We start from the raw sequence: 12524 nt of genomic DNA on the forward strand, positions 1-12524 counted from the left end.
CGGCGGTTGCCTTCCCCATGGCCATCTGGATGCAAGACGACGAGTGGCAGCCTGTCCGGGCTCTGAACGCACCCCATGCGGCGTTTTCGTCTCGCCCCCCGTCATTTGCGGCGCATCGACGCCCGGCTTCCACGAGCAATCTCTGAACACACCGATGAATCTTACCGAACTCAAGCAAAAGCCCGTGCCGGAACTCCTGGAGATCGCCCGCGAGATGGGCATCGACAACCTGGCGCGCTCCCGCAAGCAGGACATCATCTTTGCCATCCTCAAGAAGCACGCCAAGAGCGGCGAGCCGATCTACGGCGATGGCGTCCTCGAGATCCTGCAGGACGGGTTCGGCTTCCTGCGCAGTGCAGACAGCTCCTACCTGGCCGGCCCCGACGACATCTATGTGTCGCCCTCCCAGATCCGCCGCTTCAACCTGCGCAAGGGCGACTCCATCTCGGGCAAGATCCGCCCCCCGAAGGAGGGCGAGCGCTACTTCGCCCTGCTCAAGGTCAGCGAGATCAACTTCGACCGTCCCGAGAACGCCAAGTCGAAGATCCTCTTCGAGAACCTGACGCCGCTGTTTCCCGACGAGCGCCTGCGCATGGAGATCGGCAACGGCTCCACCGAGGACATCACGGCGCGCATCATCGATCTCACCGCGCCCATCGGCAAGGGACAGCGGGGCCTGCTGGTCTCGCCGCCCAAGGCGGGCAAGACGCTGATGTTGCAGAACATCGCCACCTCCATCACCCGCAACAATCCCGAGTGCCACCTGATCGTGCTGCTGATCGACGAGCGGCCCGAAGAGGTCACCGAGATGCAGCGCACCGTGCGCGGCGAGGTGGTGGCCTCGACCTTCGACGAGCCGCCGGCGCGCCACGTCCAGGTGGCCGAGATGGTGATCGAGAAGGCCAAGCGCCTGGTGGAGCACAAGAAGGACGTGGTGATCCTGCTCGACTCCATCACCCGCCTGGCGCGGGCCTACAACACCGTGGTGCCGAGCTCCGGCAAGGTGCTGACCGGCGGCGTCGACGCCCACGCCCTGGAGAAGCCCAAGCGCTTCTTCGGTGCGGCGCGCAACATCGAGGAGGGCGGCAGCCTGACCATCATCGCCACGGCGCTGGTGGATACCGGCTCCAAGATGGACGAGGTGATCTTCGAGGAGTTCAAGGGCACCGGCAACATGGAGGCGCACCTGGACCGCAAGCTGGCCGAGCGTCGCGTCTATCCGGCGATGAACATCCGCCGCTCCGGCACCCGCCGCGAGGACCTGCTCGCCTCCGAGGACGAGATGCAGCGCATGTGGATCCTGCGCAAGCTGCTCAACCCCATGGATGACACCGCGGCCACCGAGTTCCTGATCGACCGCTTGAAGGATACCAAGACCAACATCGAGTTCTTCGAGGCCATGAAGCGGCGTTGATTCTGGCCTGCTGCGCTTGGCGATACTGCGTTGGAAAACAGCTCAAGCTGCTCATTTACTGAAGTAAACTCCGCGCTTTCGCTGTTTTCCGCCTTGTCTCGCCTTCGCTCGCGACGGCCAGCTTTCAACGCCTTCGCCTTGAAGGGTTTCGTCAGCAGCGCAAGGGCCGCCGAGCGCAGAAAACTGTGCAAACGTTGTACGAAGGGCCGGGGGGTAGCATGCTATGCTGCCCCTTTCGTCGTACTGGAACCGGGAAACCCGAATGAAGTACAAGGACCTGCGGGAATTCATCAGCGCCCTGGAGGCCCAGGGCGAGCTCAAGCGCATCACCGCCGAGGTGGACCCCTACCTCGAGATCACCGAGATCTGCGATCGCACCCTGCGTGCCGGCGGCCCGGCGCTGCTCTTCGAGAACGTCAAGGGCCATGATATGCCGCTGCTGGGCAACCTCTTCGGTACGCCCAAGCGGGTGGCCCTCGGCATGGGCCAGGACTCCGTGGCTGCCCTGCGCGAGGTGGGCGAGCTGCTCGCCTTCCTCAAGGAGCCGGAGCCCCCCAAGGGCTTTCGCGACGCCTGGGACAAGCTGCCCATCTTCAAGCAGGTGATGAGCATGGGGCCGAAGAAGGTGCGTTCGGCGCCGGTGCAGGAGCTCGTCTATGAGGGCGACGAGGTCGACCTCGACCGCCTGCCGATCCAGCACTGCTGGCCCGGCGACGCCGCCCCTCTGGTCACCTGGCCCCTGGTGATCACCCGTGGCCCCCACAAGAAGCGCCAGAACCTCGGCATCTACCGTCAGCAGAAGCTCTCGAAGAACCGCCTGATCATGCGCTGGCTCTCCCATCGCGGCGGGGCCCTGGACTTCCTGGAGTTCCAGAAGGCCCATCCCGGCGAGCCCTTCCCGGTGGCGGTGGCACTCGGCGCCGATCCGGCCACCATTCTCGGCGCGGTGACGCCGGTGCCGGACTCGCTCTCCGAGTACGCCTTCGCCGGACTGCTGCGCGGCTCGCGCACCGAGCTGGTCAGGTGCGGCCACGCCGACCTGGAAGTGCCGGCCTCGGCGGAGATCATCCTGGAGGGCTTCATCTACCCGGACGACACCGCGCCCGAGGGCCCCTACGGCGACCACACCGGCTACTACAACGAGGTCGACCACTTCCCGGTGTTCACGGTGACGCGCATGACCATGCGCCGCGGCGCCATCTACCACTCCACCTACACCGGTCGGCCGCCGGATGAGCCGGCCATTCTCGGCCTGGCCCTCAACGAGGTCTTCGTTCCTATCCTGCGCCGCCAGTTCCCGGAGATCGTCGACTTCTACCTGCCCCCGGAGGGCTGCTCCTACCGCATGGCGGTGGTGACCATGAAGAAGCAGTATCCGGGCCACGCCAAGCGGGTGATGATGGGGGTGTGGAGCTTCCTGCGCCAGTTCATGTACACCAAGTTCGTGGTGGTGCTCGACGACGACGTCAGCGCCCGGGACTGGGAGGACGTGATCTGGGCTATCACCACCCGCATGGACCCGGCCCGGGACACCGTGATGGTGGAGAACACCCCCATCGACTACCTGGACTTCGCCTCGCCGGTCTCCGGCCTCGGCTCCAAGATGGGCCTGGATGCCACCAGCAAGTGGCCGGGCGAGACCGACCGCGAGTGGGGAGTGCCCATCGTCATGGACGAGGCCGTCAAGGCCCGCGTCAGCGAGCGCTGGAACGAGCTGGGCATCGAGCTTCCCGACGACAAGACCCCCTGATAACCCCACGAGGCACGCATGACGCCAAGGACCCTGACCTGCCTGGTCGACGAGGTCGAGGACCTCACCCCGGATGTCTTTCGGGTGCAGCTGGAGGGCCGCCCGGAGGCGGTGGCCCACGCCCCCGGGCAGTATCTCGAACTCAGGCTCGATGACGAGACCTGGGTGCCCTTCTCCATTGCCAACGCCCACGGCGGCGACGGCGTGATCGAGCTGCATATCCAGCACTGGCCGGAGCGGGAGAACTCCGCCCGGCTGCGCGACCTGGTCCAGGTCGCCAACCGCCTGACCCTGCGCCTGCCCGGCGGCGACTGCGTGCTCGACCCGGACAGCACCCGCCCGCTGCTGCTGGTCGCGGCGGGAACCGGCTTCTCCCAGATGAAGGCGATCGTCGAGGCGGCGCTGGCCGCCGACCCCGAGCGCGAGATCGACCTCTGGTGGGCGGCCCGGGAGCGGCGCCAGCTCTACCTGGAGCGCCTGCCTCGGGAGTGGGCCGAGGCCCATCCGAAGGTGCGCTTCCATCCGGTGACCGAGCTTTCGCCGGAGGAGCCCTGGGCGGGGGAGGGCGTCATCGGCCACCGGGGACGCATCGACCAGGCCCTGGCCGCGGGGCTCGAGGATGTCTCCGGCCATGACGTCTACCTCTCCGGCTCGCCGGGCATGGTCTACGCCTGCGTCGATGTCCTCGCCTCGCTTGGGCTCTCGGCGTCGCGCACCTTCTCCGACGTCTTCGCCTATGCCCCCCGGGACCCGCTGATTCCGGTGACCGGCAGCCTGCGTCGGGAGAGTCACCCATGAGCGCCTCGCCGATCCTGATCACCGGCGGCGCCCAGCGCCTGGGGCGCCACTGCGCCGAGCGCCTGGTGGACGACGGACACCCGGTGATCATCAGCTACCGCCGCGAGCGGCCGGAGCTTGCGGCGCTGCGGGAGAGGGGGATCGTGACCCTGCCGGCGGACTTCGCCAGCGAGGCGGGCATCCTCGACTTCCTCGAGCGGCTCAGGGCCGAGACGAGCTCGCTGCGGGCGATCGTCCACAACGCCAGCGACTGGGCACCGGATTCCACCGGCCCCGAGGCGGGGGCCACCTTCGAGCGGCTCTTCCGCATCCATATGCTGGCGCCCTACCTGATCAACCTGCACGCACGCGAGCTCCTGGAGCGCTGCAGCGAGCCCCAGCGCGATATCGTGCACATGACCGACTATGTGGTGCAGAAGGGGTCGAAGAAGCACGCCGCCTACGCCGCCACCAAGGCGGGGCTCGACAACCTGACCCTCTCCTTCGCCGCCATGCTGGCGCCGACGATCCAGGTCAACGCCATTGCCCCGGCGCTGATCATGCTCAACGAGGGGGACGACGAGGCCTATGTCGAGAAGGCGCGGGCCAAGTCGGCCATGGAGATGGTGCCCGGCCCCGGGGTGATCTATCAGACCCTGCGCTACCTGCTCGACAACCGCTACGTGACCGGGGCGACCCTGCCGGTGGATGGCGGCCGCCACCTGCGCTAGCGCCTACCTGCGACCAAGGTGGCGTGCTCGCCGCCGGGTTCTTCGCTAGAATGCGGACCTACCCTGACAGCAAACCGAAGGAGAGACACATGGCGGGACATGACGAGAACTTCCGTGACAGCAGCGGCGTGCTGTCCATCATCATGGGCCTGATCGTGCTCGTGGCCATGAGTGCCCTGCCGGCCACCATCGGCTGGTACCAGCTGTTTGCCGGCTGATACGGACTTGCCTGCCGCCGCTCGATGCGGCAGGATGAATCCATCGCCCAGGAGACGACCATGACCCCACTCGCCACCGCCATGCACTGCCACAGCGCCGCCCACGCAGGCGACGCCGGCGCGTGCGCGGGGGCGAGCGCGGGCTTCTGGTGGTATGGCTATTTTATGACCGGTGTGCCCGGCGGCCATGTCTGATGAGAGAATCCTGAGCAGCAGACACGACATCGCCGAGAGGCACGCCCCGCCAGGGTCGCCTCCCGACAGAACCCCCGGAAGGCTACCCGCCCCGGGGGTTCTGCGTTTCACGGCATGTCACACAGAGATGACATCAAGGAGAGAGACCATGACCGCATCCATCGCCATTCGCCCGCTGACCGGCCTCATCGGCTATTACGGCTATTGGCGATTTAGCGAGCTGCGGTCGGCTCACTCCGCCACGTCCGGCCGTAGCGAGTTCGGTGGCACCCGATCGACACGATGTATGACCGCTACCTGGAGCCGATGACACCATGAACGCCACGCTTGCCGCCGCCCTGAACCCCGCCCGTCCTGCCGCTGCCCCCGTGCGCCGTCTGCCCGCGCCGGACGCCCTGCGCCGCGAACTGCCCCTGGCCCCCGAGCTTGCCCGCCGGATCGAGATCCAGCGCCAGGCCGTTCGCGATATCCTCGCCGGCCGCGACGACCGCCTGCTGGTGGTGGTCGGCCCCTGCTCCATCCACGACCCCGAGGCGGCCATGGAGTACGCCCGCCGCCTGGCCGAGCTGGCGCCCCGGGTCGCCGACCGCCTGCTGCCGGTGATGCGGGTCTATGTGGAGAAGCCGCGCACCACGGTGGGCTGGAAGGGGCTCGCCTACGACCCCGACCTGGATGGCAGCGGCGACATGGCCCGCGGCCTCGAGGTCTCGCGTCGGCTGATGCGCGACGTCGCCGAGCTGGGCCTGCCGGTAGCCACCGAGCTGCTCCAGCCGATGCTGGCCCCCTACCTGGAGGACCTGCTGGCCTGGGTGGCCATCGGCGCCCGCACCACCGAGTCCCAGCTGCACCGCGAGATGGCCAGCGGCCTCGACGCCGTGGTGGGTTTTAAGAACGCCACCGGCGGCGATATCGGCGTGGCCCTGGACGCCATGCGCGCCGCCGCCCATCCCCATAGCCACTTCGGGCTGGACGGCGAGGGGCGCCCGATGATTCGCGACACCGACGGCAACGCCCATACCCACCTGGTGCTGCGCGGCGGCCACGGCGAACCCAACTACCAGGCGCCTCACGTCCAGGCGGCGCGCCGCGCCCTGGAGGAGGCGGGCCTCACGCCGCGGCTGATGGTGGACTGCAGCCACGCCAATGCCCGCAAGGACCACCGCCGCCAGAGCGAGGTGCTGCTCGACGTCCTGGCCCAGCGCGAGGCGGGGGAGACGGCCCTGGCCGGGCTGATGATCGAGAGCCATCTGCACGAGGGCAAGCAGGCGCTGTCGCCCGGCCGGCTGCGCCACGGCGTCTCGGTCACCGACGCCTGCATCGGCTGGGAAACCACCGAACGCCTGCTGCTCGGCGCCGCCGAGCGGCTGAGGTAGGCCTGTACCCCGGGGGGCCGAGTCGGGATAATCACCTCGATTTCCCGCTCGCCCCCAGGAGGCCCCATGTCATTCCGGTTCGAACAGCACGACCCCGAGACCTACCGCCGCAAGGCGAAGATGATCAGCCTGGCCATGGCCGGCCAGCTGATCGTCTTCGGCCTGGTCTTCGTCCAGCTGCTGCAGGCCGCCTTCGACGGCGGCTTCCTGCTCAACGTGGTGGGGGTGCTGCTGGGCCTGGTGGCGACCAGCCTGACCTTCGCGGTGCTGCGCGAGCGCCCCTGGATGACCGAGATGCGCTATGTCTGGCAGCTCAAGCACCACCTCTCCCGGGTCAGCGGCTACCTGCCCGCCCTGCGCCGGGGTGTCGAGGAGGGCAACGGCACGGCGCTCTCCATTCTCACCTTCTATCACCAGGGCATGGCCCAGCTGGCCGAGCTCAATGGCCGCACCCTGGATGACGACGCCGAGCTGATCGCCGAGCGCCAGAAGATCCGCCTGCTCCGTCAGGAGCGCGGGCTGCCCGAAACGGTGGACGGCTTCGACCCCCAGGACCTGGCCGCCTTCAAGCGCGGCTGACGCCCGAGCCTCTGCCGCCGTGCCGGTAGCGCGACGGCAGGCGCGCCCCTCAGGCCTTGGCGGCGTAGGCGTAGAGCAGCGTCTCCTGGGCGCTGATGGGCGCGGCGTCGCCGGGGGTCTGCTTGGCGTAGCTGCCGTCGGGCTGCAGCAGCCAGCTCTGGCAGTTGTCCACCAGGTAGGTCTCCAGGTCCTTGCGCACCCGGGCGGCCAGCTTGCGGTCCAGCAGCGGGAAGCAGGTCTCCACCCGATGGAACATGTTGCGGCTCATGAAGTCGGCGCTGGACCCCCACACCTCGGGCCTGCCGTTGTTATGGAAGTGGAAGACCCGGGTATGCTCCAGGAAGCGGCCGATGATGGAGCGCACCCGGATGTGCTCCGAGACCCCGGGAAGGCCCGGCCGCAGGCAGCACTGGCCGCGGATGATCAGGTCGCACTCCACGCCGGCTCGGGAGGCACGGTAGAGGGCCTGGATCAGCTTCGGCTCGGTCAGGGAGTTGCACTTGATGATCAGGTGGGCGCGGCGCCCCTTGCGAGCGTGCTCCGCTTCGCGGTCGATCATCGCCACCATGCCCTCGTGCAGGGTGAAGGGGGCGTGGAGCAGGGTCTCGATATGGCGGGCGCGGCCCATCCCCGAGAGCTGCTGGAAGACCTGGTGAACGTCCTCGCAGAGCGCCTCGTTGGCGGTCAGCAGGCTGTAGTCGGTGTAGAGCCTGGCGGTCTTCGAGTGGTAGTTGCCGGTGCCCAGATGGGCATAGTGGCGCAACCTGCCCGTCTCGCGACGCACGATATGCATCATCTTGGCGTGGGTCTTGTAGGCCATCACGCCGTAGATGACGATGGCGCCGGCCTCCTGCAGGCGCGACGCCAGGGCCAGGTTGTCCGCCTCGTCGAAGCGGGCACGCAGCTCCACCACCACGGTGACCTCCTTGCCGCCCCGCGCCGCCTCCACCAGGGAACTCACGATGGGGGAGTCGGCGCCGGTGCGGTAGAGGGTCTGCTTGATGGCCAGCACCGAGGGGTCTCGGGCCGCCTCGGCGAGCAGCTCCTCCACCGGCGAGAAGGCCTGGAAGGGGTGGTGCAGCAGGATATCGCCGGCGGCAATGGCATCGAACAGGCTGCCCCCCTTCTGCAGGCTCTTGGGCAGCCCCGGCGTATAGGGGCGGTAGAGCAGCTCCGGGCGCTCCACCTCGCCGAGCAGGGACATCATGCGGGTCAGGTTGACCGGGCCGTTGACCCGGTAGAGATCCTCCTCGGCGAGCTCGAACTCCTTGAGCAGGAAAGCCGCCAGCTCGTCCGGACAGGTGTCCACCACCTCCAGGCGCACGCCGCTGCCGTAGCGCCGGGCCAGGAGTTCGCCGCGCAGGGCGGAGGCGAGATCCGATACCTCCTCCGGGTCCACCGTCATGTCGGCGTTGCGGGTAAGCCGGAACTGGTAGCAGCCGCGTACCCGCATGCCCGGGAAGAGCTCGTCGGCGTGGGCGTGGATCATGGAGGAGAGGAAGACGGCCTCGTCGAAGCCCTCCTCGCAGAGCTCCCGGGGCAGGGCGATCACCCGGGGCAGGGAGCGGGGCGCCGGCAGGATGGCGAGCCCCCCTTCGCGGCCGAAGGCGTCCTTGCCCTCCAGCTGGACGATGAAGTTGAGGCTCTTGTTGACCAGCCGGGGGAAGGGGTGGGAGGGGTCCAGGCCGATGGGGCTGATGACCGGCAGGATCTCCTGTTCGAAGTAGTCGCGCACCCAGGCGCGCTGGGCCTGGGTCCACTCGCCGCGGCGCCGGAAGCGTATTCCCTTCTCCTCCAGTGCCGGCAGCAGCGCCTCGTTGAGGATGCGGTACTGCCGCTCGATCTGCTCGTGGGCCACCCGGGAGATCTCCGCGACCACCGAGCGCGGCGAGCGGCCGTCGAAGCTGGCGCTCTCGTCGCCGATGGCGACCCGGCGCTTCAGCCCGGCCACCCGGATCTCGAAGAACTCGTCCATGTTGGAAGAGAAGATCAGCAGGAACATCAGCCGGTTGAGCAGCGGATGCGCCTCATCCAGGGCCTGCTCCAGCACCCGGATATTGAACTGCAGGTGGGAAAGTTCGCGGTTGAAGTAGAGGCTCGGGTCGGCAAGGTCCGCCTCGGCATCCGGCGGGGACTTGGGCTTGATGCCGGTGCGGGTCTGGTTCAGGCGAGGGGCGGGCAGTTCACTGCTCTGCTCCTCGCCCGATGCGAGCTGGGGGGTATCGGGCGCCTTGGGGCTGCGGTCTTCCATGGGCAACTCTCACGGGGTCATGGAAGGGGCCGAGCCCCTTCCGTTACTGGGCGGCGAGCAGGCGAGCCGCCCGCTTGGCGAAGTAGGTCAGCACGCCGTCGGCGCCGGCGCGCTTGAAGCAGACCAGCGACTCGAGGATCACGCTGTCGGCGTCAAGCCAGCCGTTCTCGAAGGCGGCCATGTGCATGGCGTACTCACCGCTCACCTGGTAGGCGAAGGTGGGCACCCTGAGTTCGTCCTTTACCCGGCGGACCACGTCCAGGTAGGGCATGCCGGGCTTGATCATCACCATATCGGCCCCCTCGGCGAGGTCGAGGGCCACCTCGTGGAGCGCCTCGTCGCCGTTGGCCGGGTCCATCTGGTAGGTGCTCTTGTCTGCGCGGCCGAGATTGCTGGCGGAGCCCACGGCGTCCCGGAAGGGGCCGTAGTAGCGCGAGGCGTACTTGGCGCTGTAGGCCATGATGCGGGTGTTGATCAGCTGCTCCTGCTCGAGCACCCGACGAATCTCGCCGATGCGGCCATCCATCATGTCCGAGGGGGCCACCACGTCGGCGCCCGCTTCGGCGTGGGAGAGCGCCTGCTTGAGCAGGGTCTCCACGGTGCGGTCGTTAAGCACATAGCCCTGATCGTCGATGATGCCGTCCTGGCCGTGGCTGGTGTAGGGGTCCAGGGCCACGTCGGTCATGATGCCGAGTTCGGGCAGGGCCGCCTTGAGCGCCCGCACGCTGCGCTGCACCAGGCCGTTGGCGTTGAAGGCCTCCTCGGCCAGCTCGCTCTTCAGCGAGGGGTCGATGACGGGGAAGAGCGCCAGGGCGGGGATGCCCAGCTCATGAGCCTCCCGCGCCTCCTCGATCAGCAGGTCCAGGGAGAGGCGCTCGACGCCCGGCATGGAGGGCACCGCCTCGCGGCGATTCTCTCCCTCCAGCACGAAGACCGGCCAGATCAGGTCGGCGGCGGTCAAGGTGCTCTCGCGCATCAGGCGGCGCGAGAAGTCGTCGCGGCGCATCCGCCGCATGCGCGTGGTGGGGAACTGGCGAGTGGTCATGAAGCTCAAGGCGATTCTCCAGCGATGGTCGCCACTTGGAGGAGTATGGCGACGCAAGATGACAGTGGGGTGACAGTGTCACCCGTGTGTTCTCAAGTATATCAGCGCGGCCGTGCGCCGAAAGTCTCGCCTTGTCGCCTACCGGCGTTCGCTCTAGAGTGTGGGGTTCGAATATCGGGCCTGCCTCGGCGGCGGGCGAATCCTGCAAGGAGACAGGCATGAGCAAACAGGTGGCGGTGATCCTCTCGGGCTGCGGCGTCCAGGACGGTTCCGAGATCTACGAGACCACCCTGACCCTGCTGCGGCTTGACCAGCTGGGTATCGGCTATCGCTGCTTTGCACCGGATATGGCGCAGCACCACGTCATCGACCATCGCAGCGGCGAGGCGGCCGAGGGCGAAACCCGCAACGTGCTGACCGAGGCGGCGCGCCTGGCGCGGGGCGAGATCTCGCCGCTGGCCGAGCTGGCCGCCGACGAGTTCGACGCCGTGATCCTGCCCGGCGGCTTCGGCGCGGCCAAGAATCTCTCCAGCTTCGCGGAGAAGGGCGCCGAGATGGAGGTGCTCGAGACGCTGGCGGAGGCCCTGGGCGAGTTCCACGAGGCGCGCAAGCCCATCGGCCTGATGTGCATCGCCCCGGTGATGGTGCCCAAGCTGCTGGGCCCCGGCATCGCCGTGACCATCGGCCACGATCCGGGCGTCTCCGGCGCCATCAGTGCCATGGGTGGCCTGCATCGCAGCTGCGGGGTGGAGGAGATCGTGGTGGATTTCGAGAACCGTGTGGTCACCACCCCGGCCTATATGCTGGCGACCCGCATCAGCGAGGCGGCCGTCGGCATCTTCAAGCTGGTCGATCGCATCGACGAGCTGATGGATCTGTAAGCCACAGGCGGCAAGCCCCGGGAAACAGTGAACCCCGCAGGCTCTCGCCCGCGGGGTTCTCTTTTTCGAAGGGGCAGGCTGATGCCTTGCCGCTTGCGACTCAGGCGTCTTCTTCCTCCGCCTCGCGCCGAGCCTTCTTGCGCCGCGCCAGGCGGCCGAACAGCAGCCCCACCTCGTAGAGCAGGTACATGGGCACCGCCAGCAGGCTCTGGGAGATGATGTCCGGCGGGGTGAGCAGCATGCCCACCACGAAGCAGCCGAGGATGATGTAGGGGCGCTTCTTCGAGAGGCTCTCCACCGTGGTGATGCCGGAGGCGATCAGCAGGAAGGTGGCGATGGGGATCTCGAAGGCCACCCCGAAGGCGAAGAAGAGCTTGAGGACGAAGTTCAGGTAGGCGTTGATGTCGGTCATCACCGCCACGTTCTCCGGCCCCGTCTGGGTGAAGAAGGAGAACAGCAGCGGAAAGACCACGTAGTAGGCGAAGGCCGCACCGGCGTAGAAGAGCAGGACGCTGGAGGTGAGGATGGGGATGGCCAGGGCCTTCTCGTTGTCGTAGAGCCCCGGGGCCACGAAGGCCCAGGCCTGGTGCAGCACATAGGGCACGGCGATGAAGACCGCCGCGACCAGGGTCAGCTTGAAGGGTGCCAGGAAGGGCGAGGCCACCTCGGTGGCGATCATCTGGGACCCCTCCGGCAGCAGCGCCATCAGCGGCTGGGCCACGAAGAGGTAGATGTCGTTGGCGAAGGCGTAGAGGCCCAGGAAGATCACCAGGATGGCGACCACGCTACGCAGCAGCCGCGAGCGGAGCTCGATCAGGTGCTCGATCAGCGGGGCCTGTGGCTGTTCCGGGCGGTCACCGGTGTTGCTCATCGTGAGGAGGCGTCCTTGTCGGAGGCGGAGGGCGCGGTGGGTTCATCGGCGTTCGGCGTCGCGGCTTCCGAAGCGTCGGCTTCCGAAGGGGCGCGGCGGGCGCGGGCCAGGGCGTCGTCCAGGCGCTGTTCGGCGCTGGGGGCAGGCGCCTTCTCCGGCGCCTCGGCGGGGCGGTCGGGCTCGGCGATGCTCTCCACGTCGCGCTGGACCTGACGCACGCTGTCGTCGAGCTTCTTCTGCTGCTCGTTGAGCTTCTGGCGCAGCTCCTCCGCTTCGAGCTGGGCGCTGATCTCACGCTGCATGCCGGAGACGCTGCGCTTGATCTTGCCGATCCAGAGACCCGCCGTGCGGGCCGCCTTGGGCAGCCGCTCCGGGCCCAGCACCAGCAGGCCGACCACGCCGATGAACATCAGTTCGAGAAAGCCGATGTCGAACATGG

At 67.9% G+C, this 12524-nt stretch carries 14 protein-coding genes; 10 read left to right on the plus strand and 4 right to left on the minus strand.

The annotated features are described in order from the left end of the window. The first annotated feature begins 154 nt into the window (after positions 1 to 154). From rho to ACRYRV_RS10395, 9 genes are all read left to right on the plus strand, one after another. On the plus strand, positions 155 to 1414 hold the full coding sequence (gene rho, locus ACRYRV_RS10355; protein ID WP_253446042.1) for a transcription termination factor Rho: 1260 nt from the start codon (positions 155 to 157) through the stop codon (positions 1412 to 1414). Between the two features lie 262 nt (positions 1415 to 1676). Continuing rightward, a complete protein-coding gene (ubiD, locus tag ACRYRV_RS10360; protein ID WP_253446039.1) occupies positions 1677 to 3164 on the plus strand; it encodes a 4-hydroxy-3-polyprenylbenzoate decarboxylase in 1488 nt (495 codons plus the stop codon). 18 nt (positions 3165 to 3182) lie between these two features. After that, positions 3183 to 3962, plus strand: a complete 780-nt coding sequence (locus ACRYRV_RS10365; RefSeq protein ID WP_253446036.1) for an NAD(P)H-flavin reductase — start codon at positions 3183 to 3185, stop codon at positions 3960 to 3962. Continuing rightward, the gene (gene folM, locus ACRYRV_RS10370; protein ID WP_253446034.1) at positions 3959 to 4672 is read left to right on the plus strand and encodes a dihydromonapterin reductase; all 714 of its coding nucleotides are present in this window, start codon (positions 3959 to 3961) and stop codon (positions 4670 to 4672) included. Before ACRYRV_RS10365 ends, folM begins: the two co-directional genes overlap by 4 nt. 89 nt (positions 4673 to 4761) lie before the next feature. Further along, positions 4762 to 4890 carry a hypothetical protein gene (locus tag ACRYRV_RS10375; RefSeq protein ID WP_299311252.1) on the plus strand — a complete coding sequence of 43 codons (129 nt, stop codon included), beginning with the start codon at positions 4762 to 4764 and terminating at the stop codon, positions 4888 to 4890. Positions 4891 to 4950: 60 nt separating this feature from the next. Continuing rightward, the gene (locus ACRYRV_RS10380; RefSeq protein WP_444989495.1) at positions 4951 to 5085 is read left to right on the plus strand and encodes a hypothetical protein; all 135 of its coding nucleotides are present in this window, start codon (positions 4951 to 4953) and stop codon (positions 5083 to 5085) included. Positions 5086 to 5233: 148 nt separating this feature from the next. Beyond that, a complete protein-coding gene (locus ACRYRV_RS10385) occupies positions 5234 to 5395 on the plus strand; it encodes a hypothetical protein (protein ID WP_309636004.1) in 162 nt (53 codons plus the stop codon). 4 nt (positions 5396 to 5399) lie between these two features. After that, positions 5400 to 6458, plus strand: coding sequence for a 3-deoxy-7-phosphoheptulonate synthase (locus ACRYRV_RS10390; RefSeq protein WP_309636003.1), 1059 nt, complete (start codon positions 5400 to 5402; stop codon positions 6456 to 6458). 66 nt (positions 6459 to 6524) lie between these two features. Continuing rightward, the gene (locus tag ACRYRV_RS10395) at positions 6525 to 7037 is read left to right on the plus strand and encodes a DUF3087 family protein (RefSeq protein ID WP_253446025.1); all 513 of its coding nucleotides are present in this window, start codon (positions 6525 to 6527) and stop codon (positions 7035 to 7037) included. A 49-nt stretch (positions 7038 to 7086) separates the two neighbouring features. Here the strand turns inward: ACRYRV_RS10395 and ppk1 are convergent, their stop codons facing one another. Together ppk1 and hemB are read right to left on the minus strand one after the other, a co-directional pair. Continuing rightward, a complete protein-coding gene (gene ppk1 / locus ACRYRV_RS10400; protein ID WP_309636002.1) occupies positions 7087 to 9288 on the minus strand; it encodes a polyphosphate kinase 1 in 2202 nt (733 codons plus the stop codon). Between the two features lie 43 nt (positions 9289 to 9331). Continuing rightward, positions 9332 to 10333 (minus strand): porphobilinogen synthase, encoded by a 1002-nt coding sequence (gene hemB, locus ACRYRV_RS10405; protein WP_444989526.1) that lies wholly within the window; start codon positions 10331 to 10333, stop codon positions 9332 to 9334. Positions 10334 to 10551: 218 nt separating this feature from the next. Between hemB and elbB the strand changes: the two genes are divergently transcribed. Further along, positions 10552 to 11214 (plus strand): isoprenoid biosynthesis glyoxalase ElbB, encoded by a 663-nt coding sequence (gene elbB, locus ACRYRV_RS10410; protein WP_253446016.1) that lies wholly within the window; start codon positions 10552 to 10554, stop codon positions 11212 to 11214. A gap of 100 nt (positions 11215 to 11314) precedes the next feature. Here the strand turns inward: elbB and tatC are convergent, their stop codons facing one another. Then, positions 11315 to 12085, minus strand: coding sequence for a twin-arginine translocase subunit TatC (gene tatC, locus ACRYRV_RS10415; RefSeq protein WP_253446013.1), 771 nt, complete (start codon positions 12083 to 12085; stop codon positions 11315 to 11317). Next, a complete protein-coding gene (gene tatB, locus ACRYRV_RS10420) occupies positions 12082 to 12522 on the minus strand; it encodes a Sec-independent protein translocase protein TatB (RefSeq protein ID WP_309636000.1) in 441 nt (146 codons plus the stop codon). The genes tatC and tatB overlap by 4 nt, the downstream gene beginning before the upstream one ends. Positions 12523 to 12524 lie beyond the last annotated feature (2 nt).

Source organism: Halomonas mongoliensis (assembly GCF_052496345.1).